The organism is Mesorhizobium sp. M8A.F.Ca.ET.181.01.1.1 (genome assembly GCF_004792025.1).
In the GTDB taxonomy this organism is placed as follows: Bacteria; Pseudomonadota; Alphaproteobacteria; order Rhizobiales; family Rhizobiaceae; genus Mesorhizobium.
In genome coordinates, this window is record NZ_SRTV01000001.1 from 348,477 (window position 1) to 370,965 (window position 22,489).

Here is a 22,489-nt window from a genome sequence, read left to right on the forward strand (position 1 = left end):
CGTGCCTGCGCCGACCAAGCTAGACGTCTGCTTTGCGCCTCAAGCATGACGTTCCCACGCTCGCGTCCGAACGCCAGAAGCGGACATCGCTTATGCTCAGGGAATTGGCGAGTTTGCCCTAAGCAAAAGAAAACGCCATTTTCTCTCTGAATCCTGAGCCGCGTAGAACCTTACTCTCGCCTGGACGTTTAGGTTCGACGAACGGATTTTCAAAGATCGTCATGGCACGCTCCAAAGTGATCGCGATCGGCGCCTCGGCGGGCGGGGTCGATGCGTTGCGCGATCTCGTTGCCAAGCTGCCGGAAGCGTTTCCAGCCTCGGTTCTGATCGTGTTGCATATCGGCGCCCATCGAAGCGAACTACCCGCGATATTGAATGCCGCCGGACCTGTGCCGGCAAAACATGCCACCAACTACGAACAGATCTCGTCCGGCCAAATCTATGTCGCGCCGCCCGATCACCACATGATAGTCTCACATGGCAAGCTGCGTCTGTTGAGAACTCCGAAGGAGAACTGGGCGCGCCCGGCGATCGACCCCTTGTTTCGTAGCGTGGCCGAGGCCTATGGTCCAAATGCGATCGGCGTGGTCCTGACCGGCTATCTGAATGACGGATCGCTGGGACTCGGGGAAATAAAGCGCCGCGGCGGCATTGCGATTGTCCAGGATCCCGACGATGCGGCGTATCCGGAAATGCCGGGCAGTGCTGCCGCTCACGTGGCGCTGGACTACCGCGTGGCGCTCTCCCGCATGCCCGGATTGCTTGTTGAACTGGTCAACGGAAAGGCAGGAAAGGAAGCGGCTATGCCGAACAAGTCTTCTCAACCTGAGGCCGAGGGGGACTCTCCGACCATCGACGGCGAAAAATTCGATCGCCCGCTGGCGCTGACCTGCCCGGAATGCGGTGGCGCGCTCCTTAAATCCCAGAATGGTACGATCATCAAGTTCGACTGCCATATCGGTCACAGCTACACCGGGGAGGTCCTGGCCTCTGCCCAATTCGACGAGATGGAGCGGGTTATGAGGGCCGCAGTGAGAATTCTAAACGAGCGGGCTGAATTTTGTCTGGAAATGGCCGAGCAAGCACGCTTGCAGGAACCTGACGCCGCTGGACTCTGGGAAGCTGCTAGCAAGCAGGCGCTGGATCGGGCCTACAAGCTTCGCGTTCTCGTCGAGCAAGACTGGCTCATGCCGGAAACCTTCGGTGCAATGTCGGGGCGCTCGTCTCGGATCAGCGGCTAGACGTGGCAAAGCTCGCCGCAATTGCCCGCTCCAACTCCTGCGGAGCGTAAGGCTTGGCCAAAGTGGTTATGTGGCGATAGCCGTCCACTAGACCATCGCTCCCGTATCCACTCACAAACAGGAACGGAATGCCGCGCTGCTTCAGAACGTCGGCGACCGGAAACGATCGCGTGCCGGCCAAGTTTATATCAAGGATCGCGAAATCGATCTCCTCATCGCGCGCAAAGACAATCGCCTCGTCCAGGTTATCGACCGGACCTGCAATCCGGTACCCCATTTCCACCAGCAAATCCGCCAGATGCAAGGCAATAAGGAACTCATCCTCTACGATCAGAATCTTGCTTGCTGGACGCGTCGCCACTATTGCCACCCAAGAACTCCCGTCCTGCGGGCATGGGCGCATCTATGATGCAAACAACGCCGGAGGACTTATACGCAACGTTCACATTACCGTGCAGTTCCGCAGCGAGAGCCTTCTCGATCAGGCGCGAGCCGAAGCCCTTTCGCTTCGGCGTGCTTGCCGGCGGGCCGCCGCTTTCTTCCCAACGCAAGGTCAAGCGACGGTCCTGACCTTCTCCTTCAAGGCGCCAGATGATCGTGACATGCCCGTCCTGGGTAGAAAGCGCGCCGTATTTTGCCGCGTTGGTGGATAACTCGTGCAACGCCATTGAAATCGCAAGCGCCGCACTCGGTGTAAGCTGGATGTCCGGACCTTCAATCCGGAACCGGGTTCCATTCCCGGAATGAGGTTTGACGGTATCGGCGACAATCTCATCCAGTTTCGCACTGGTCCAGCTTTCGCGAGTGAGTACGTCGTGTGCCTTTGCCAGATTGATCAGCCGGGACCCGAATGCTTCTCGCGCCTCTTCCATGGTTAAGGCATTACTCAAGGTCTGGGAGGCGATGGACTGGACGACCGCCAGCGTGTTCTTGACCCGGTGATTAAGTTCACCGATCAGGATCTTCCGATGTTCGTCGGCGCGCCGCCGCTCGGTCATGTCGCGTGCGATCGTCGATGCTCCGATGACCTTGCCTTGATCATCTTCAAGCGGTGAAATCGTCAAGGATACCCAGACCAGGCTGTCATCCTTGCGCCGACGGATGGTTTCAAAGTGCTCGATGTGCTCTCCTCGGCCAAAGCGGTCCAGAATATTCGCCTCTTCGCCGTGGCGATTGGAGGGGACCAAGGTCATGATGGATTTGCCCACGATTTCGTCAGGCGAGTAGCCGAACAGGCGTTCAGCGCCCTTGTTCCAGCTCGTTATCATACCCTTGAGGTTTTTGCCTATGATGGCGTCATCGGAGGATTGAACGATCGCCGCGAGCCGCTCCGCAAGCGCCTCGGCCCGCTTGCGCTCGGTGATGTCCACCAACATGTTTACCGCGCCGGTGACTTCGCCAGTGGCATCGCGAAGCAGGGTTGGATAGGAAATGTAGGGTACACGAGTACCATCCGGCCTCTCGCACACCGCCTCCGCTCCCCCCTTTACTTGCCGCTTTTCTTTCAGGGCTATCGCCAAGGGGGATTCATCGTGCGGCAGCAACTCTCCATCCGGCCTATATAGTCGCCAGGAGCCGTTCCATCGATCCGAACCAAGTTTCGGCTCGCGGCCCCAGAGTTCGACGGCGGCCGGGTTGTAAAAAGTGAGCCGACCCGAGGCGTCGGTTGTGTAGACCGCGTTCGGGAGAGCTTCGATAAGATCGCGAAGGCGCTTTTCGCTTCGCATGGTCTCGTCTTCGCTCTGCTTGCGCTCGGTGATATCGCTGAAAGTGACCACCACCCCTGCAATCCGATTGTCGCGGGTACGGTAGGGCAACATGCGCCGCGAGTACCAGCGGCCGGCGTCGCTTGGCACCTCTGCAACGATCGGGGCAAGCTTTTTCAGCACCGTTTCGGCATCAATTATCAGGTTATCGTCTGCGAACTTGCGCGCGAAGTGGGCGATCGGACGGCCAATGTCGGTCGAAACAAGATCGAAGAGTTCCTTGGTCGCGGGAGCGAACCATTTGATGCGCAGTTTTTCATCGAGGAACAGCGTCGCGGTTTCGGATCCGGCCAACAGATTGTTGAGATCATTGGTGGCCGCTTCCAACTCGCCGATCTTGTGCTGAAGCTGGCTATTGACAGTGTTCAGTTCCTCGTTGAACGACTGGAGTTCTTCCTTGGAGGTTTCCAGTTCCTCGTTCGTGGACTGAAGCTCCTCGTTCATCGAGGTCGCTTCCTCGTTCGACGCTTTCAGCTCCTCATTGGCGGTTTCAAGATGCTCGACAGTGCTCCGCAGCTCGGCGCGCGTCGCTTTCAGTTCTTCCTGAAGCGCGCGTTCACCAGCGGCAATTTCCGCCGTTTCGTCCCGCGGAGCTGCCGGGCCACCGCCGGCCTGAGGCCCCTCCGGTGTGAAGCTCACGAGCAGATGGCCGCTCTCTCCAGGCCGACCAGTCAGCGGCATGACAGTCATGGTGACCGCACCGGTCTTGCTGGACCGGGTGCGTGCACTGACTGTGACGCTTCTGTTTTCCCTGGAAGCGTCACGGATTGCGGATCGAAGTTTGAGAGCGAGCCCTTCGCGGACCATGCTCAGCAAATCCCTCGTCGGTTCGCCGGGCGGCTGCTCCAGATAATCCCTTGTCGTTCCATGAAAATAGAGCGCGCGGCCCTTGCGGTCGATTAGGACGGATGCCGGAGCATAGCGTTCAAGCAAGGCGCGCCGCGCAGCTTCTGCGACCGATGCTGCCGAGTCGGGCGGGGGTGACGCTGGCTTGTCAGTCTGATCTGGTCCCACGGGTCCGCGATGCTCCCGGTAGTCGATGAGGTCATGCCGCGTCGGTCCGACGCGGCGGTATATCCGCCATTTCTTCGAGCAGCTCTCAAACAGATCGTCGAGGTGGCCGACCGTCTCGGCATTACCAAGGAACAGATGTCCGCCCTGACGCAGCGCGAAATGACAAAGTGCGATGACACGCTGCTGCGCGTCGGGTTCGAGATAGATCAGGAAATTGCGGCACGAAACCAGATCCAGCCGGGAAAAGGGCGGATCGCGCAACAGATTGTGCTGCGCAAAGACGATCGTGTCGCGAAGTTCCTTGCTGACCTGATAGTTGCCATCGAGTCTTTCGAAAAAGTGCTGGATGCGCTCCGGCGGGAACTCGGCCACTGCCGCCGCCGGATAGACGCCATCGCGGCCCTTGCGAAGGTTGTCTTCCTGCGCGTCGGTGGCAAACACCTTGAGATCGAACCGCTTTCCGGCGGCAGCCGCGTGCTCCATTACCAGCATGGCAATGGAATAGGCTTCCTCGCCCGTCGAACAAGCAGGAACCCAGATCCGTATCGTGGCCCCTGACTCTCTTTCGGCGACCAGTGGAGCGATCACCAGATCCGATAACGTTTTCCATGCCTCGGCGTCGCGGAAGAATCCGGTCACGTTGATCATCAGGTCCGAGACAAGCGTGGTGATTTCCTCGGGATTGGCCCGCAACTCGTCCAGATACCCGTTAAGCGTCTCGATGTTCTTCAGGCCTAAGCGGCGGTGGATGCGCCGCCGCTGGGTGCTGCGCTTGTAGCTGCTGAAATCATATCCGCTTCGGGCGCGCAGAATTTCGAGAACCTGCTCGATCTTCGCCTCGCCACCGCCCAGTACGGCAGGTGCGGTTTCGATTGGAGCGGCGACATAACCATGGCGAGTGTAAGCAAGTATCACGTCCGGCATCTGTTCAGGTGCAAGGACATGGTCGGCCAAATTTGCCGCTATGGCGCTCCTCGGCATACCGTCGAATTTCGCGGTCTCGGGGGCTTGAATGAGGCTCATGCCGCCCTCGGCCCGGATGTCCTTCAAGCCCTCGGTGCCATTGCTGCCGGTTCCCGACAAAACGATGGCGATGGCCCGTTTCCGCTGGTCCGCCGCAAGCGATCGGAACAGGACATCGACGGGATGGCGGTTGCCGCGGACCTCTGCCGGTCGGGACACGTGCAGCCCGCCATCGCTGATCTTGAGGTCGGTATCGGGAGCGATCACATAGACCCGATCGGAAACGATCCGCATGCCGTCCACGACTTGCGCCACCTGCATGGTCGTGTGAGATGCCAGAACGCGCGCCATCTCGCTTTCGTGCTTCGGGTCGAGATGCAGGACGACCACGAAGGCGCAACCGCTGTCCGCCGGCATCGCATCGAAAAAGCGGCCAAGCGCCTCGATGCCGCCGGCTGACGCGCCGATGCCGACGACGGAAATGGTCGGAGACTCAACATTGGTTTCCTGAGGAGCGTCGGGACGGGCCTGAGCGCTCCGGACCGGCGGGCTCGGTTCAGCAGCCGCGTCGGCTTTCGCTTTTGATCGCCTTTGAGGTCTCCCAGTTTCTTCGTTTGCCATCGATTTTTACGTTTCACATGCTCTCAGCGGGCCACCGAATTCGGTCCCTAAGGTATCTGCCAAGAGCCGCGCGGCCCAAAGCTTGCGCTGATTTTCGCACCCCACCTCATCCCCGGCAACTCTATTTGAATCGACGCTGATTTCGAACTCGCCTTTGGGTTACCTCAGGCCGATCTGTACCGACCTAAAAGTCCGCTCCTGAAGATCCGACGACCCTGTCTGCAATCGGCCACCTTCAAGACCTCACATGTCCCACCAAGCGTGTGCTATTCGCGAACATTCGGACTCCAATTCTTCCTTCCCATCAACCCATCCAACCCCCGTCACCCCTTTCTCTTCTCCACCTCCGCCTTCCTCAGCAGAAACCGCTGGATCTTGCCGCTCGGCGTCTTCGGCAATTCCGTCACGAACTCCACCTCGCGGGGATAGGCGTGGGCCGAGAGGCGCTTTCTCACATGCTGCGCCAATTCCTCGGCCAGCTCCGGGCTGCCCTTGTAGGCGGGCGCGAGGATGACGAAGGCCTTGACGATTTCGGTGCGCTGCGGGTCGGGCACGCCGACGACCGCGGCCTCGGTGACGGCGGGGTGTTCGATCAGCGCGCTTTCGACGTCGAAGGGGCCGATGCGGTAGCCCGACGAGGTGATGACGTCGTCGGCGCGGCCGATGAAGGAGATCGAGCCGTCCGGCTCATATTCCACCGTGTCGCCGGTGCGGTAGTAGCCGCCCGAAATGGCCGGGGTTTCGGCCTGGTGGTAGCCGCCGAACCAGCGCAGCGGCGAATTGGCGATGTCGACGGCAAGGATGCCCGGCTGGTTGGGGCCGAGCTCGTTGCCGGCCTCGTCCAGCACCACCATGCGGTAGCCCGGCATGGCAAAGCCGGCGGAGCCCGCGCGGACAGGGTGCGCGAGGCCATGATGGTTGTTGACCATCATGCCGTTCTCGGTCTGGCCGTAATGGTCGTGGATCGGCGCATCAAGGTGGGCGTCGAACCAGCGGATCACTTCCGGGTTGAGCGGCTCGCCGGCGCTGCTCACCACGCGCAGCCGGCCTTTCACACGCGCGGCGGCGTCGGGGCCTTCGGCGAGCAGCAGGCGGAAGGCGGTGGGCGAGCCCGCGAGACTGGTGACGCCAAGCCGCTCGATGACGTCATAGGTGCTTTTGGCGGTGAAGGCGCCCTCGTTGAAGGTGGTGGCGATGCCGAGCAGCAGGGGACCCGTGATGGCGTAATAGAGGCCATAGGCCCAGCCCGGATCGGCGATGTTCCAGAAGATATCGTCGGGCCGCAGCCCGATCGCATCGCGCATATAGGCGCCGAAGGCCATCAGAGCGCCGAGCGGCACCGGCACGCCCTTGGGCAGGCCCGTCGTTCCGGAAGTCGACATCATCATGAACAGGTCTTCCCCCCGGCGCATCACCGTTTCGCAGTCGGGGGAGGCGGCGGAAAGCGCGGCGCGGAAATCGATGTCGCCCGGCGGCAGGGCCTCGCCCGCACCGAGGATGGTGGCGATGTGCGGAGGGTTGGCGACCTCGTCGAGCTTGCCGCGATTGGCGGGATTGGTCACCACCACCTTGGCTGCGCTGTATTCCAGGCGGTGCTCGATGGCCTTCGGGCCGAAGGCGGTGAACAGCGGCTGGTAGACGCCGCCGATGCGCCAGACGCCGAGGATCAGCGCCACCAGTTCGGGAATGCGCGGCAGCATGCCGGCAACGACATCGCCGGGGCCGACGCCCAGTCCCTTCAGCAGATTGCCGACACGTCCGGACATGTCGTCGAGATCCTCGAAGGTGAATTCGCTGAGCTCGCCAATGGCGGAGATCGCCCGCAGCGCCAACCGGTTCTGGCCGGTGTGCCGGCCGCAGCATTCGACATAGGCGTTGATGCCGGTCGCCGGATCGCCTTGCAGCCTGGCGATCTCGTCCTCGATGCGAAAGCCCGCAACGGCGTCCTCATAGCGCGGCAAGCCGGCTTGTGTCGTGGTCATGAAAATCCTCCCTGGCGGTGCGCCATCTCCCCATGGCGCGCTGTCGCGGCGACAATGGCATCAGATGGCGCCCATCGGCAACGATTGATGCAGCCCAGCATCCTTCGCCCTACAAGTTCGCCTCGGCGAAGATGCGCGCCGCCCAGTCGAGAAAGACGCGCATGCGCGGCGAAAGCTGCCGGTTCTGCGGATAGAGCGCCGACAGCGGCGTCGGCGATGGCGGGCATTCGGCCAGCACCTCCACCAGTTTGCCGTCGGCCAAATCCTTCTCGAAACGATAGCGCGGCGCCTGGATGAGGCCGAGGCCGAGCCGCGCCAGGTCGGCGGCGGTATCGGAATTGTTGGCGGCGACGCGGCCGGGCAACCTGACCTCACGGGTCTTGCCGGCGACGGTGAATTCGAAGGGCAGCACCTCGCCGGTGCGCGAGGAGACGAATCCGATCGCCTGATGGCCGTCCAGCGCGTCGGGGGAGGCGGGCGTGCCGTGGCGAGAGAGATAGGCGGGGCTGGCGCAGGTCATCTCGCGGATCATGCCAAGGCGGCGCATGATCATGCCGCTGTCGGGCGGTTCGCCGACGCGGATGACGCAGTCGACACCCTCGCGCACGAGGTCGACCAGCCGGTCGCTCTGGCCGATCTGCAGGTCGATGCGGGGAAAGCGGGCGAGGAATTCCGGCAGGCGCGGCAGCAGGAAGGTGCGGGTGAGCAGCGTGCTGGCATCGATGCGCAGCAGGCCGAACGGCTCGGCATTGCGGAAGGCGGCCTCGGCATCCTCGATCTCGGCCAGGATCGACAGGCAGCGCCGATAATAGGCCTCGCCGTCCTGCGTGGCGTTCACCTGGCGCGTCGTGCGCTCCAGCAGCCGCGCGCCGAGATGCTCTTCCAGCCGCCGGATCGCTTCCGTCGCGGTCGAGCGCGGCAGGCCGAGATCGGCTGCGGCCGCAGTGAAGCTGCGCCGCTCCAGCACGCGGACGAAGAGCCGCATCGTGTCTAGCCGGTCCATGGGCTTTGTTCGCAGTTTCCGAATAGTGATGTCAAGAGATGGCTGATTATCCGGAAGTTGGCGCGGCCTATATCCGTCCCACCAGCGAGAAGGAGAGACTTCCATGACATCCGGCCAGACTAATACGGGCAACCAAACAGGCACGGGCCAAGCCAAAGCGGCGATCGTGACCGGCGCCTCCAAGGGCATCGGCGCGGCGATCGCGCGGCGGCTTGCCCGCGACGGCATTGCCGTCGTCGCCAACTATGCACGGGGACAGGCGGAGGCCGAGGCGCTGGTGCGCGCCATCGAAGCCAATGGCGGCAAGGCGATCGCCGTGCAAGCCGACATCGCCGATCCCACGGGCATCGCCAGCCTTTTCGACGCCGGCGAGAAGGCCTTCGGCGGCATCGATATCCTGGTCAACAATGCCGGCATCATGAAGCTTTCGCCGATCGCGCAGGCCGATGACGCCTTCTTCGATACCCAAATCGCGATCAATCTCGGCGGCGTGTTCCGCGGCATGCGCGAAGGCGCGCGGCGGCTGCGCGACGGCGGCCGCATCGTCAATTTCTCGAGCAGCGTCGTCGGCCTCTACCAGCCGGGTTACGGCGTCTATGCCGCCACCAAGGCGGCGGTCGAGGCGATGACGCACATCCTGGCCAAGGAGCTTGGCGCGCGCCGCATCACCGTCAACGCGGTGGCGCCCGGACCGGTCGAGACGGCGCTGTTCACGGACGGCAAGAGCGCGGCGCAGATCGAGGCCATCGGAAAAATGATCCCGCTCGGCAGGCTCGGCCAGCCCGGCGACATTGCCGGCGTGGTGTCGTTCCTGGCCGGGCCGGACAGTGGCTGGGTCAACGGGCAGATCATCCGCGCCAATGGCGGCGTGATCTGAGGAGGCAGGCCGCTGCTGTCTGCCGACCTGCTCCGTCCCCGAACCCTGAAACCAACCTCCAGAAACAAGGAACAGACCATGCCATTCGCCAATATCAAGATGCCGCAGGCCGCGCTCTCCAAGGCGCAGAAGGAAGACCTCATCCATCGCACGACAGCCATGTTCGTCGACTTCTTCGGCGAGGGCGTGCGGCCCTACACGATGGTGCTGGTGGAGGAAGTCGCCGACGGCGGCTATGGCCGCGCCGACGAGGTGTTCATCGTGCCGGAAGCTTTTCGCGCCGAGGAATAGGCCTTCGAACGCGATACCCGTCATATGACGACTGGTCGCCGCGAACGCCAACGTCCACTCTGTCCGCGGGCCTTTCAATGCATGTCGGTTCCCGAAAAACCGATGCCCCCTTTGGGGCGGCATGCATTCGCGGCGGGGGCCAGGTGGGCAGCCCCGAGTTGTCCACCTGTCTCGCTTCTTTCGTCGCTGGCGCCTGATCAATCGATGGAACCGGATGCGCTCAGCTGGCTTCGGGCGCCTGGCTCTTGGGCACGCCGACCCAGTCGGCCGCGATCTCGGCGAACAGCCAGTCGCGGAACGCCCTGACTTTTTTCTGGCGCAGCGCGCCTTCGGGATAGACGACGTAGTAGCTGGCCGCTGATTTCAGCGCGAGGTCGAAGGGTCGCACCAGCCGCCCGGCCGCGAGGTCGGCCGAGACCAGCGCGCTGCGGCCGAGCAGCACGCCTTCGCCATGCACCGCGGCCTCGACGGCGAAGGTGGCGGAATCGAAGCGCACGCCGCGTTTGGGGTCGATGCCTTCGACGCCGGCCTGTTCAAGCCATGTCGCCCAGTCGATGCGGAAGGCGTCGTGGATCAGCTTGTGATGCCTCAAATCCCCGGGCTGCCGCAGCGGGTGCTCGCCTTGCAGCAGTTCCGGGCTGCAGACCGGGAAGACCTCCTCGTCGGCGAGGAATTCCGCCGTCACCCCGGTATAGCCGCCGCGGCCGTAGCGGATGGATATGTCGATGCCGTCGCTGACGAAATCGGCCAGCACGCCCGAAGTCGCCAGCCGCACGTCGACGTCGGGATTGGCGCGATGGAAGCGGTGCAGCCTCGGCACCAGCCAGCGGCCGGCAAAGCCGTCCGACGTGCTGACGTTCAGGATGCGCGTCGAGCGGTCGGGCGTGGCCGCGATGGTGGCGGCGGCGATCTGGTCGAGCGCCTTGCCGACCTCCGCCGCATAGGCCGTGCCGACAGCGGTCAGCCGCACGGAGCGCGTGCCGCGATCGAAGAGCTGGATGCCCAGCCTGTCCTCGATGTTGCGGATGGCGCGGCTGACGGCGCCATGGGTGAGGTTGAGCTCTTGCGCCGCCTTGGAGAAGCTCAAATGCCTGGCGGCCGCGTCGAAGGCGGGCAAGGCGGTGAGGGGCGGCAATCTGCGCGGCATGGGTTCCACCTGTGAGCGTTGCTCACAAATCCTGCACAAAGAGTCGTTTGTCGTCCAGCCCGAAACCGCCCAATATTCAGGCGTACCAAGCATCCACACCGGATTTCCGGTTTATCGATGCGCTGAATTGACCAGACAAGTGTGAGCGATCGTCATGCTCGCCCGGTGGGCGACATCGGCATTCTCGCGCCCGCTAGAACACAGGAGACGAACATGAACCTGACCCTTGGACCCATCACTGCCGCGGTGAGCGGCCTTGCCATGCGAAGCGCGGCTGCGTTCGAGCGCCGCCGCACATTGCGCAAGGTTTCCCGGCTTTCCGACCGCCGTTTGCATGACATCGGCCTTGAACGCGACTGGGACGGTTCAATTCTCGGCAATGGGAGGGCGATATGACCAGCACGTTGATCATCGGCGCGACCGGGCTTCTCGGCAGCGAGATGGCGAAGGCCAGCGCGCGCAATGGCGACAGCTTGCATGTACTCGTCCGGCCGGCAACATCAGGCAATGGAGAGCGGATGCGCCCGCTGAAGGAGCTCGGCGCCACGGTGCATGTCGGCGATCTCGACGACTATGACAGCCTTGTGCGCGCCGTCGGCAAGGTCGATCGCGTCATCAGTTCGGTGCATGTCGGCTCGGCCAGCGAGATGACGCTGGTGCGCGCCGTCAGGGATGCCGGCGTCTCCCGCTACGTGCCGTCCGCCGGCTTCGGCCTCGACTTCGCCGCCGCCGCCCCCGGCTCGATCGAACCGCTCGACATCAAGCGGGCCGTCTTCGACGCGGTCAGGGAGGCCGATCTGCCCTATACGGTGATCTACACCAACGGCTTCTTCTCGACCTGGGTGGCGACGCTGGGCGACCTGACGCGCTTCGGTTCCTCGCCGCTGCCGCCCGACGAGGTGACGCTCTATGGCGACGGCAATGTGCCGGCGACATTTGTCAGCGAGAAGGATATCGCCGCCGTCACGATGCGCGCACTGGAGGATCCCGATGCTGTTCGCGGCGAGATCCGCATCGCGCAGAACAAGATCACGCAAGCCGAGATGATCGAGCTGTGGCGCCGGGTGAGCGGCCGCTCGCCGCGCGTCAAGCAGATGAGCGCCGATGAGTTGGAGGCGATGATCGCGGCGGTTCCCGGCCTTGGATTACTGCGCGCATTCTGGATCCGTGGCGAGACCGCGCTCGAGACGGCCACTCCGGAAGCGGGGACGCTTTACCCGGAGCTGAGGTTTGAAAGCATTGAGAGCGCTTTTGTGGCGATGGCCGGCGCGGGTGGGCGGAGGTTGTGAAGGGGTTAGGGTTCTTGGCAAAGTCGGCTCTCTCCGGCGCCCCCCTCTGTCCTGCCGGACATCTCCCCCACGAGGGGGGAGATCGGATGTCGCGACCGCTTTCGCCAATCTCCAAAGCTATAAAGCTATAAAGTGAGGCCCGGCGTCTGAACTGCCAATCTCCCCCCTCGTGGGGGAGATGTCCGGCAGGACAGAGGGGGGCGCCGTAGAGCGCGGCGGTTGACCCAACAGCCCATCCAGCCGATAGGTCCGCGCGAACAGCCCGAGACCTGCTAATGCCCAACCTCAGAGATACAACCCGCGCCCCCGACACCGCCTGGCAGGATGATGTCCGCCAGGGCGTGCGCCATGTGCGCGACCTCGCTTCCCTGCCGCTCTCGCCGGCCGAACGCGAAGCCGCGCAGGCTGCCGCTGCGCTGCACAAGGTGCGCGCGCCAAAAAGCTATCTCGACCTGATCGACTGGAACGATCCGGCCGATCCGATCCGGGCCCAGGTGATCCCGTCGCCTGGGGAATTGGAGGAGGCCGAGGGCGAGCTCGGCGATCCGATCGCCGATCATGAATTCAGCCCGGTGCCGCGATTGACGCATCGCCATGCCGACCGGGTGCTGTTGTTCCCGACCTATCAATGCGCGGTCTATTGCCGGTTCTGCTTCCGCAAGGAATCGCTGACCTCGATCGGCCGTGGCTATACGCGCGAGGCGCTGGAACCGGCGCTGGCCTATATAGCGGACCACCCCGAAATCCGTGAGGTGATCCTGACCGGCGGCGATCCGCTGTCGCTGCCGGATAAGGCACTTGCCGAAATCCGCGCCCGTGTCGAGACTATTGCCCATGTGCGGCTGTTGCGCATCCACACGCGCGTGCCGGTTGCGCTGCCGTCGCGCATCACGCCAGGGCTGGTCGCGGCACTGCAGGGTCGGCTGATGGTGACGGTGGTCACCCACTTCAACCACGCGCGCGAGATCACCGATGCCGCCGAAGCCGCTTGCCGCACCTTGCGACAGGCCGGTTTCGTGCTGCTCAACCAGAGCGTTCTGCTGAAGGGCGTCAACGATACGGTCGAGGCGCTGGAAGAGCTCTGCCGCGAGCTGATGTACCGGCTGGGGATAAAACCCTATTACCTGCACCATGGCGACCTCGCGCGTGGCATGGCGCACCGGCGCACCACGATCGCGCACGGCCAGGCGCTGGTGGAAGCGCTGCGCACGCGCCTGTCGGGCATCTGCAATCCGATCTATGTCATCGACCTGCCGGAAGGGGGAGGGAAGGTGCCGCTCGGACCCTGTCCTATCGAGGGACAGGACGGGGAAAGCTGGCGCATACGCGGGCTGGATGGGAAGGTGAGGGATTATCGGGAGATTTTGGGCGTTCGGGAAGAACGGCCCTCGAAGAATCCGGCTGCCGGCTCATGACGCCAGGATGTTACTCCTGCTTGCGTCATAGCAACTGTTCATAATGGCCAGCGTCTGCGCCGCCCCTCACCTGCCTGCCGGCATCCTCTCCCCGTATAGTGACGGGGAGAGGGGCGCTACCGTCGCCGATTTCGCCAATCTCAAGCGTTGCAGGAAAACCACCGGCGTTGCGGCCGGTCCTCTCTCCCCGTCACTATACGGGGAGAGATGTCCGGCAGGACAGTGAGGGGCGGCGCTGACGCCAAAGATTGCTGCATTCGGCCGGAAACTCATGATGTCGTAACGCAGCAGGAATAGTCGGGCTGACCCTAAACCCCATCACCGTCGACAAACGCCAGCACGGCCACGCGCGGGGCAACGCAGTATGTGAGCCGCGCCTTGCGGCCGGTCCTCGTCGTCGCGTGGCCAGTCTCGAGGTCCACGGCGATGTCCTCATAGCCCAGCACCTCGCGATCCAGCGGATAGGCAGCCTTGTAGACCGCTTCCTTGGCGGCGAAGAGAATGCGGCCGGCAAGCTGCCGGTCGGCGGCACCGATCCGATCGGCGGGCATGGCAACGAGGGCGGAAATCTCGTCGGGCAGGGGCAGCGCCGGTTCGACATCGATGCCGAGCGAGCCTATGGCGGCAACAGGCGCGACCGCCGCTACGGCCATGTCGTCGTCATGCGCGAGCGAGCCGGTTATCCCCTGCGGCCAGGCGGGCGCACCGGAGGGCGTGCGCAAGAGGGCGAAACCGTCGAAGCCGGCATCCGCCAGCAGCCGGTGCGCGATCCAGCGCGCCGCGCCGCTGGCCCGCCGCATGGCGGGCTGGCGGGCGGGGATGGAACCTGCCTCCGCCGACAACAGATGGGTCTCGTCGCCTTCGCGGATGATCCGGCAACCGGTGCGCACCCCCGCCGGGGCCATGGCGGCCATGGCGCGAGCCAGGGCGATTTCCTCGGGCGTCATCGGTCGGCGGGCGCCAGGACGAGATCGGCGATCATTTCCCCGTCCTCGTCGATCCCCTCTTCGACGAAACCGGCGCTGCGATAGAGCCGCCGCGCCGCCTCGTTCTCCGGTTCGTAGCAGATCGACACGTGCCTGACGTGGCCGAGCCCTTGGATTTCCTCCAGCACCGCCCGCAGCGCGGCCTTGCCATAGCCCCGGCCTTGCCAGGCACGGTCGACCATGAAGCGGTAGATGCGGGCCTCGTCATCGTCGCGTGGCGCCTCGTACATCAGGAATCCGACAAGCTGGTCCCTGGCCATCACTGCGCGCGGCCGCGCGTCCCGATCGGACCGGGCTTCGCGCAGCGAGTCCGCATTGCCGGCGACGAAGTCCACCTGCTCCGGAGCCAGTCGCAGGGCCGTGACCATGGCTCGATTGGCCTTGGTCACCGGGACGATACGGATGTCCACGGTGCCAGTCGCGCGGTCCGTCAAGAAGATGCCCCGGAGCCCTCGCTGACGGGCTCGACGAACCGGTGCAGCTTGGCCGGGTTGCCGCGCCAGATGGAGTTGGGCTCCAGCTCCTCGCCCTTCATCACGAAGGAATCGGCATCGACCATCGATCCCTTGCCCATCACGACGCCGTAGTGGACGAAGGCGGACGGCCCGAGCGTGCAGCCATCGCCGATGCGGATGAAGTCGGACTTGAACGCGCCTTCCTCCAGCGAATGGGCCTGGATGACGCAGCCTTCGTTGAGCGTGACGTCGTCGCCGATCTCCACCAGCGAGCGCTCGGTCAGGTTGGCGCCGCCGTCATAGACGCGCTTGCCCACCTTGACGCCCAGCATGCGCAGGATCATCGGCCGGAACGGCGTGCCGGCGAACAGGCGCACGATGGGCGAATCCGCCAGCTTCCAGTGGCGCTCATGGCGCCAGAAGGTGACGTCGTAGATCGTCGTCATCTGCGGCTTCAGCTTGCGAAAACCAAGGCTTGCCCGCTCGACGAAGATGTAGAACGGAATGGTGATGGCCGAGGTCAAAAGCACCGCCACGAAGAGCGCGATCTCCGCCCATTCGGTGTAGTAGTTCAGCGCCCGGTCCCAGATCGCCAGCGTGGCGAACAGCATGACCCACTGCGTGGCGATGAACAGGAGGATCGTCACCAGATTGTGACGGTTCTTGAGCGGAATGCGCTTCAGCCGGTCTTCCTCGTCGATGCCGGCGATGAGTTCCTTGTCGCGGTTCACCATGCGCGGGATTTCAAAGGGCGGCGAGCCCAGAAGGCCGACATTCTCGCGCAAAGGCCCGTCGATCGGGACCATCACCTTGGTGCCGAGCAGGACGTTGTCGCCCGTGCGTCCGTCCGGCGGATAGTAGATGTTGTTGCCGAGATAGTTGCGCTCGCCGATCCGCGTCGGCTCGAGCCGGAACGCGGAAGCGGACTTGTGCATGTTGATCATGAAAAGCCCGTCCGACACCATGGTCTGAGTGCCGATCTCGCACAGGAGCGGGTTTTCGTGCTGCTGGTTGGAGCCGAAATTGGAGCCGGTCTGCACCACCTTGTTGAGGTTCCAGCCGATGGCGCTCATGTAATGGACGATGGCCGAGCTGTCGCCGAACAGCAGCCCGAGCACGCGCGAGTTGCTCGAGAACTCGGCAACCGTCTGCAGCCAGTAGCGGAAGCCGTAAAGCGTGTAGGTGCGGCCGGGTTTCAGGATCAGGCTGAACAGGCGCGGCACCAGCGTGGCGGCGAGGAAGGCGACGGCGATGTAGCCGAAAAGCGTGACCGTCGTGCCGATCGCCACAATGCCGATCGTCTCCTGATAGTCGTCGCCGACATTCTCCCAATAGCTGTGGAACAGAAGCGGCAGCGGGGTGATGATGGCAAACAGCCCTATCAGTTGCACGGCTTCGTAGAGGAAGCGACGGATGCGGGGAGGATTGACGTTGCGCACCTTGCAATAGTCCGCCGTGGTCGGCACCGCCGGCGATCCATGCCAGTGTTCGCCGTCCGGGATGCTTTGCCCGCGCTGCAGCGAGGAGGAATGGCCGAGCTGGCCGCCATCGCCGATCGCGGTGTCGATGTCGAGCGTGCAGCCGACGCCGACGAAGGCATCGCGGCCGATGGCCAGCGGCCCGGTGTGGATATAGCCGGCCTGGGCGCGATAGCCGAGGATCAGCGATTCCTTGCGCAGGATGGTTCGGTCGCCGATCGAAATCAGGTCCGTGCATACTGGCACGGCACGGGATTCGATGACCACGTTCTTGCCGATCCTGGTTCCCAGAAGCTGCAGGTAAAGGCTGTAGAGCGGGCTGCCGCGGAACAGCACGACGGGTGCCGTGCGGATCAAGGTTTTCACCACCCAGAAGCGATAATAGCGCAGGCCCCAGATCGGGAACGCTTCCGCCTTCCAGCGACCGACGAGCACCCATTTGGCGACAACGGCAAAGCCCGACATACCGAAGAACACACCGGCCGAGAGCACCACGCACCTGATGTAGAGCTGCAGCGGCTCGTCGAGCGCGTCATAGACCCAGTTCAGGCCGTCATTGATCGCCCACAGCGCCACGTAGCTGTAGAGCGCGTAAAACAGCAGCTGCGCGGCGCCGCAGGTCCAGTAGACGAGATTGGACGCCTGGCGGGTGAGAACGGGCTCGTTGGTGGCGCTCGTCAGCTCTTCCGCCGCGCTCAGGTGCTTGGCCAGGCGCGCCACGGTCGGATAGAGATAGATGTCGCGCATCGACGTCGTCGCCCATTCCTTGCGGGTGCGCACGCGAGCGCAGAAATGCGCCATGAGCAGCGAGTTGGCGCCGAGATCGTCGAAGAAATTGTCCTCGACGGACACCTCCTCGAACTTCAGCACGGTGCATAGCGCGTCGGCCAGGAACCGCTCGTCGTCATTGCCGGGCGCCACCATGGCGCGGTCGGCCGAAAGCCGGACGCTGGTCGGTTTGGGCAGCTGGCGAAGGTCGACCTTGTTGGAGACCGTCATCGGGATCGCCGGCAGTTCCTCCAGATAGGAGGGCACCATGTAGTCCGGCAGCCGCTGCTTCATCGTCTGGGCAATGTCGGCGCGCGAGAGCGCCGGCTGGCCGGCCTTGGGCGCGTAATAGGCAACGAGCTCGACGCGGCCGGGCTCGATCTCCCAGGTGGTGACGGCGGCCTGCGCGATCTCCGGCTGGTCGAGCAGCACGGCCTCGATCTCGCCGAGTTCGATGCGATAGCCGCGGATCTTGACCTGGGTGTCGATGCGACCGGCATACTCGATCTCGCCGGCGTTATTGATCCGGCCAAGGTCGCCGGTGCGGTAGATGCGCTTCGACGGATTGTTCGGCAGGCCGAGGAAATCGGCGATGAACTTCTGTTCGGTCAGGTCCTGCCTGTTGAGATAGCCGACCGCCAGCCCGATGCCGGCAATGCCGATCTCGCCCAGTTCACCAGGCTCGGCAAGTTGCGGCAGCGAAGGGTCGAGAATGACGATCGAATAGGTGGGCAGCGGCGCGCCGATGGTCACCGGCCGGTCCGGCGTCAGCGCACCCATGGTTGCCGTGACGGTCGCCTCTGTCGGGCCATAGGTGTTGAGGATCTGCCGGCCGGGCTTCGACCAGCGCACCACCAGATTGTGCGGGCAGGCCTCGCCGCCGACCAGCAGCGTGCGCAGGCTGGGCACATCCGATGTCATGGACGACAGAAGCGTCGGGCTGCAGGCCATGCAGGTGATGTCGTGATGGCGCAGGAAATCGGCGAGCTCTTCGCCCACCAATGGCATCTGGCCCGGGGCCGGCACGACGGTCGCGCCGGCGACGAACGGCACCCAGATCTCTTCGGAGGAAAAGTCGAAGGCGATGGTCATGCCCTGGTAGACGCGATCGCCCGGCCGGTAGCCGTAGGACGCTGCGGCGACGCGGATGAAGTTGACGAAGCTCTGGTGGCGGATGGCCACGCCCTTGGGCCTGCCGGTCGTGCCCGACGTATAGAGGATGTAGCAGGTGTCTTCGATCGCAGTGGCGGCCGATGCCTTGTGCGGCTTCAGCGGCGCGCTGGACTGGGCGGATATTTCGGCGGCGGCGCTGTCGATCAACAGATGCGGAACCGGCAACTCGCCGGCCCGCGATGCATAGGTGGCGATGGTGACGACCAGGCTGACGCTGGCGTCCTCGATGATGAGCGCCATGCGCTCCTGCGGAAAGGCGGTGGCCAGCGGCACGAAGGCGGCGCCCGCCTTCACCACGGCGAGCAGGGCGACATAGGTTTCCGCGGACCGGTCGAGGATCAGCCCGACGCGGTCGCCCGGCCGCACGCCGCGCTTGACCAGCAGGCGGGCGAACTGGTTGGCTCTGCTGTCCAGCTCCTGATAGGTCCAGGCGCGGCCCTCGGAGATCACCGCCGGCAGCGTGGCAAATGTTTCGGCGAGTTGCTCGAAGACCTTGTCGAGCCGCTCGTCCGACTGACCCGCCCGGGCAAAATCGGCGCCTGCCAGGACCTGGCGGCGCGCTCCGAGGGCAATTTCCGCAGGTGCATGGACGCTGTCGCGGCTGGTCCCGGGCTCTCCGCCCAACCTTGCCGCTTCCCTGTCCAGTTCGGCGATATCGATACCGTGGTCCATTTCCAAACTTTCTCGTCCTGGCCAAGCCGTCACGGGCACATCTCGGTCATGCCGCCGCTCGAGCAGGCATTGTCGGCTGTGCCGCCGCTGCAATTTGATCGTTGTTGATGGAGGTGGAATGACCGAAGCCTCCAAAACGGAAGATTCCGGAATTCCGACCGGCGATCGCTGACCGCCGGGTCCCTCTTTGGCCGCGCGGTTATCACGGAATCGGCCGCTCCCTCTTCACATGTTCGGGAGCATGGACGCCGGGCGTCGCCGGGGCGCTGCCGGCGGCGAGCGACATGCCGGGAAGGGCACCCATCGATCCGTCCGAACCTCGTTGCATTGCCCGTACCCAACCCCGTGCGCCTGTGCGGCGGCCAGATTTCCGGCCGTTGAGGGATTGATATGCCATCCGATCTTTTCGCCAGTTTTTCTGAACTGTTGAATCTTGTTTCTGGATTGTGTCTGGGTGGGCCTGCGCATGCCCGCAACCGCCTGTTTTCCGGCTTTTTGAAAAAAATCTGTCGGCGCCCGGGAATAAAGCGCGGCGCTTCCGGGTCTTGTCATCAGCGGGGCAAATCGGCCCGCGACGCGAAGAAACGAAACAAGGATTTAGCGAAATGACCAAGCTCGCTCTCAGCGTGGCCGCGATGTTGCTTGCCTCGAGTTCCGCCTTTGCCGGCAGCGACCATGGCGCCAACAATTCCAACCAGCCGGCCGCTCCGGTCGACACCAACGCGACGGCTTCGATCCCTTACACGGCACGTACCCATGGCGTCGACACCAAGGTGACGACCGGGCCGAAGCAAGAGTCGGTGCAGGACATGATCAACCGGCACAATGACGAGGGCATCTGGGGCAACTGAGGGCGCTCCGGTCCTCGAACATCCCAAGGGGCTTGGCCCTCCGTCATTCCAAGACGTGCCTTTAGCCACCACTCAACAGAGGAGAACCACCATGTTCAGCATGACACGCCGCACACTGCTCGGAACCGCCACTGCCGCCGCTGCCTTCGGCCTCGCCGGCAAGCTTGAATTCACCCGCCCCGCTTTCGCGCAGACGCCGGTGGAGCCGACCATCGGCTTCTACAAATACACGGTCGGCGACATCGAGGTCACCGCCATCTATGACGGCATCTGGAAGAAGCCGCACGATCCGGCCTTCATCAAGAATGTCTCGGTAGACGACACCAAGGCCGCACTCGCCAAGGCGGGTCTGACCACCGACTTCATGCCCATTCCGCTCACCGTCGTGGTGCTCAAGATGGGCGGCAAGCTGATCATGATGGATGCGGGCTCCGGCGTCGGCCAGTGGCAGGCCAACGCCACGCATCTGCCGGCCAACATGGCCGCCGCCGGCATCGACTACAAGGCGATCGACACCATCATGATCTCGCATTTCCACCCCGACCATGTCTGGGGCCTGATGGAGAAGGGTACCAACACGCCGGTGTTCCCCAATGCCGAGCTGATCGTCAACGCCACCGAATACAACTGGTGGACCGACCCGAGCCGGCTGGCCAAGCTGCCCGAGGGCCGCAAGCCGGCGGGCAAGCGCATCGCCGAAAACTTCCCGAAATGGAAGAACTGGAAGCTGGTCGAGGACGGCGCCGAGGTGGTGCCCGGCATCCAGATCATCGCCGCACCCGGCCACACGCCCGGCCACTCGGTGTATCTCGCCAACTCCGGCAAGGAGCAGCTGATGATCTCGGCCGACACCATGTATGTGCCGGCTTTGCTGGCGCCGCATCCGGAATGGCAAGGCGCTTACGACCAGGATGGGCCCACCGCAATCACCACGCGCCACAAGATCATCGACCGGGTGATCGCGGACAACATCCGCATTTCCGGTTCGCACTTCCCGTTCCCGGGCACCGGCGTCTTCGTCAAGGACGGCAATGCCTATGGCTTCACTCCGGTCGAAATTTGAGCGTCAGCTCCCAATCCAGACAAGCGAGACAGACAATGAAACAATCCTATCTGGGCAAGCACGCCCTCTACGGCCTGCTCGGCGCCATTGCCGTGCTGACCGTCGTTCCCGTCGCCACGATCATGCCGGCCTATGCGGTCGACGACATCGAAGGCGCCGACGCGCCAGACCTCACCGCCGTCAAGGCCAAGATCGACGCCAAGGACTACAAGGGCGCGCTGGAGGATTTGCGTGAACTCGCGCAGGACAACCAGCAGGCCGACGTCTACAATCTGCTTGGCTTCACGCTGCGCAAGACCGGCGACACCACCACCGCGCTGACCTACTACAACAAGGCGCTGGAGCTGAAGCCCGACCACAAGGCCGCCCGCGAATATCTGGGCGAGCTCTATGTCGAGACCGGCGACGTGGCCAAGGCTCAGGAGCAACTGGCCTCGCTGCAGAAGCTGTGCCCCGCCGGCTGCGACGAGCTTGCCGATTTGCAGAAGGCCATCGACACCAAGGTGACGAAGTAGGGCGGGCAAGGCGGTTCCCTTGCTCGCGAAGGCCAGCGCAGCCCCCGCTCCGACCGCTTCGCGGCCACCTCTCCCCCATTCCATGGGGGCGAGGAACCCAAGCTCTCCAAAGCCGCGACCTCGGCAGCTAGGATTTCCTCGCCCCCGCGAAGTGGGGGAGCGGTGGCTCGGCGAAGCCGAGACGGAGAGGGGGCCTGGCGCTAACCCATCCCCCAACCCACCAAAGTTCGGGCGCTCGTGGCTGGCGCCCATTGCCGGAGCCGGCGCCTCTCCCTCGAGCCGGCTCCGGCCCTTTCGAGCCTCACACTTTCGCGCGCGATCCCCACGCGCCGGACGGCGCCTGCACGGTGTCAAGAAATTGGAGCCCGACCATGACCCTGAATGAACGCGCCGCGAAGCTGCACGGCCTCGCCGCCAGACTATATCTGCAGGACGCGGCACTGCTCGCCGGCCGCCTGCTTTTGTCCCTCATCTTCCTGCATGAGGGCGCCACGCTCGCCAGCCATTTCGAGGGCGCCGCCAAGGCCATGGCGGCCCTTGGCGTCGGCCTGCCGCTGTTCATCGCCACCATGGCGCTGCAACTGGGGGCGGGGCTTTCCGTCGCGACAGGCCTGCTGACGCGGCTTGGCGCCATCGGGCTCGGCCTGTTCTGCCTAGCCACGGCCATGCTGTTCCACACCAACTTCGCCAGCCAGAACGAACTGCTGCATTTCGAAAAGGATCTGGCCATATCAGGCGGCATGTTCGTGCTGGCCGCCGCCGGCGCCGGCAGGGTCTCGCTGGACTGGTTGTTGGCCGGCTATCTCAGGCAGCGCCAGCGCGACAAGGAGATGGTGGCGGCGCTGCTGGCGGTCGAGAACCAGTTTTCCGTGGAGGTGCGGCTGCCGGTTTGAGCAGGAACCGAGCCCGCGCGCGCCCA

19 protein-coding genes are annotated in these 22,489 nt (G+C 64.0%); 11 read left to right on the forward strand and 8 right to left on the reverse strand.

Annotated elements, in window-relative coordinates; genetic code table 11:
• The first annotated feature begins 221 nt into the window (after positions 1-221).
• Complete coding sequence (locus tag EN824_RS01720; protein ID WP_135931779.1) at positions 222-1,241, forward strand: chemotaxis protein CheB; 1,020 nt, start codon at positions 222-224, stop codon at positions 1,239-1,241.
• Here EN824_RS01720 and EN824_RS01725 read toward each other — a convergent pair.
• The 4 genes from EN824_RS01725 to EN824_RS01740 form a co-directional block, all read right to left on the reverse strand.
• Positions 1,231-1,611, reverse strand: a complete 381-nt coding sequence (locus EN824_RS01725; RefSeq protein ID WP_245511715.1) for a response regulator — start codon at positions 1,609-1,611, stop codon at positions 1,231-1,233. The two genes, EN824_RS01720 and EN824_RS01725, sit on opposite strands and share 11 nt — an antisense overlap.
• Positions 1,559-5,605, reverse strand: coding sequence for a chemotaxis protein CheB (locus tag EN824_RS01730; protein WP_135931780.1), 4,047 nt, complete (start codon positions 5,603-5,605; stop codon positions 1,559-1,561). The genes EN824_RS01725 and EN824_RS01730 overlap by 53 nt, the downstream gene beginning before the upstream one ends.
• 323 nt (positions 5,606-5,928) lie before the next feature.
• Entirely contained in the window at positions 5,929-7,587 is a 1,659-nt protein-coding gene (locus tag EN824_RS01735) for an acyl-CoA synthetase (RefSeq protein ID WP_135931781.1), read from the reverse strand.
• 109 nt (positions 7,588-7,696) lie between these two features.
• Positions 7,697-8,590, reverse strand: a complete 894-nt coding sequence (locus EN824_RS01740) for a LysR family transcriptional regulator (protein ID WP_135931782.1) — start codon at positions 8,588-8,590, stop codon at positions 7,697-7,699.
• Between the two features lie 103 nt (positions 8,591-8,693).
• Here EN824_RS01740 and EN824_RS01745 point away from each other — a divergent pair, with 103 nt between their 5' ends.
• On the forward strand, positions 8,694-9,467 hold the full coding sequence (locus EN824_RS01745) for an SDR family oxidoreductase (protein WP_135931783.1): 774 nt from the start codon (positions 8,694-8,696) through the stop codon (positions 9,465-9,467).
• Between the two features lie 78 nt (positions 9,468-9,545).
• Positions 9,546-9,758, forward strand: coding sequence for a 4-oxalocrotonate tautomerase family protein (locus tag EN824_RS01750; RefSeq protein ID WP_127277455.1), 213 nt, complete (start codon positions 9,546-9,548; stop codon positions 9,756-9,758).
• 220 nt (positions 9,759-9,978) lie between these two features.
• Here EN824_RS01750 and gcvA read toward each other — a convergent pair whose 3' ends face one another.
• On the reverse strand, positions 9,979-10,905 hold the full coding sequence (gene gcvA / locus EN824_RS01755; protein ID WP_135931784.1) for a transcriptional regulator GcvA: 927 nt from the start codon (positions 10,903-10,905) through the stop codon (positions 9,979-9,981).
• A 213-nt stretch (positions 10,906-11,118) separates the two neighbouring features.
• Here gcvA and EN824_RS01760 point away from each other — a divergent pair, with 213 nt between their 5' ends.
• The 3 genes from EN824_RS01760 to EN824_RS01775 all read left to right on the forward strand — a co-directional run bounded on the left by EN824_RS01760 (position 11,119) and on the right by EN824_RS01775 (position 13,609).
• Positions 11,119-11,301 carry a DUF1127 domain-containing protein gene (locus EN824_RS01760; protein WP_127278399.1) on the forward strand — a complete coding sequence of 61 codons (183 nt, stop codon included), beginning with the start codon at positions 11,119-11,121 and terminating at the stop codon, positions 11,299-11,301.
• The gene (locus tag EN824_RS01765) at positions 11,298-12,194 is read left to right on the forward strand and encodes an NmrA family NAD(P)-binding protein (protein ID WP_135931785.1); all 897 of its coding nucleotides are present in this window, start codon (positions 11,298-11,300) and stop codon (positions 12,192-12,194) included. Before EN824_RS01760 ends, EN824_RS01765 begins: the two co-directional genes overlap by 4 nt.
• Before the next feature lie 275 nt (positions 12,195-12,469).
• A complete protein-coding gene (locus EN824_RS01775) occupies positions 12,470-13,609 on the forward strand; it encodes a KamA family radical SAM protein (protein ID WP_135931786.1) in 1,140 nt (379 codons plus the stop codon).
• Positions 13,610-13,917: 308 nt separating this feature from the next.
• On the opposite strand, the gene EN824_RS01785 is transcribed toward EN824_RS01775, so the two are convergent.
• Genes EN824_RS01785 through EN824_RS01795 form a run of 3 tightly spaced genes read right to left on the reverse strand, consistent with a single transcriptional unit; the run spans position 13,918 to position 19,141 of the window.
• Entirely contained in the window at positions 13,918-14,556 is a 639-nt protein-coding gene (locus EN824_RS01785) for a 4'-phosphopantetheinyl transferase superfamily protein (RefSeq protein ID WP_135931787.1), read from the reverse strand.
• The gene (locus EN824_RS01790; RefSeq protein ID WP_245520930.1) at positions 14,553-15,029 is read right to left on the reverse strand and encodes a GNAT family N-acetyltransferase; all 477 of its coding nucleotides are present in this window, start codon (positions 15,027-15,029) and stop codon (positions 14,553-14,555) included. Before EN824_RS01790 ends, EN824_RS01785 begins: the two co-directional genes overlap by 4 nt.
• Complete coding sequence (locus tag EN824_RS01795) at positions 15,026-19,141, reverse strand: Pls/PosA family non-ribosomal peptide synthetase (RefSeq protein ID WP_189522111.1); 4,116 nt, start codon at positions 19,139-19,141, stop codon at positions 15,026-15,028. The genes EN824_RS01790 and EN824_RS01795 overlap by 4 nt, the downstream gene beginning before the upstream one ends.
• 390 nt (positions 19,142-19,531) lie before the next feature.
• Here EN824_RS01795 and EN824_RS01800 point away from each other — a divergent pair, with 390 nt between their 5' ends.
• The 5 genes from EN824_RS01800 to EN824_RS01820 all read left to right on the forward strand — a co-directional run bounded on the left by EN824_RS01800 (position 19,532) and on the right by EN824_RS01820 (position 22,463).
• Positions 19,532-19,750 (forward strand): hypothetical protein, encoded by a 219-nt coding sequence (locus EN824_RS01800; protein WP_135884019.1) that lies wholly within the window; start codon positions 19,532-19,534, stop codon positions 19,748-19,750.
• On the forward strand, positions 19,747-19,992 hold the full coding sequence (locus tag EN824_RS01805) for a DUF680 domain-containing protein (protein ID WP_135916526.1): 246 nt from the start codon (positions 19,747-19,749) through the stop codon (positions 19,990-19,992). Before EN824_RS01800 ends, EN824_RS01805 begins: the two co-directional genes overlap by 4 nt.
• Before the next feature lie 91 nt (positions 19,993-20,083).
• Entirely contained in the window at positions 20,084-21,055 is a 972-nt protein-coding gene (locus EN824_RS01810) for an MBL fold metallo-hydrolase (RefSeq protein WP_135916527.1), read from the forward strand.
• A 35-nt stretch (positions 21,056-21,090) separates the two neighbouring features.
• Complete coding sequence (locus EN824_RS01815) at positions 21,091-21,570, forward strand: tetratricopeptide repeat protein (protein WP_135931789.1); 480 nt, start codon at positions 21,091-21,093, stop codon at positions 21,568-21,570.
• Positions 21,571-21,941: 371 nt separating this feature from the next.
• Positions 21,942-22,463, forward strand: coding sequence for a DoxX family protein (locus tag EN824_RS01820; protein ID WP_135931790.1), 522 nt, complete (start codon positions 21,942-21,944; stop codon positions 22,461-22,463).
• Positions 22,464-22,489 lie beyond the last annotated feature (26 nt).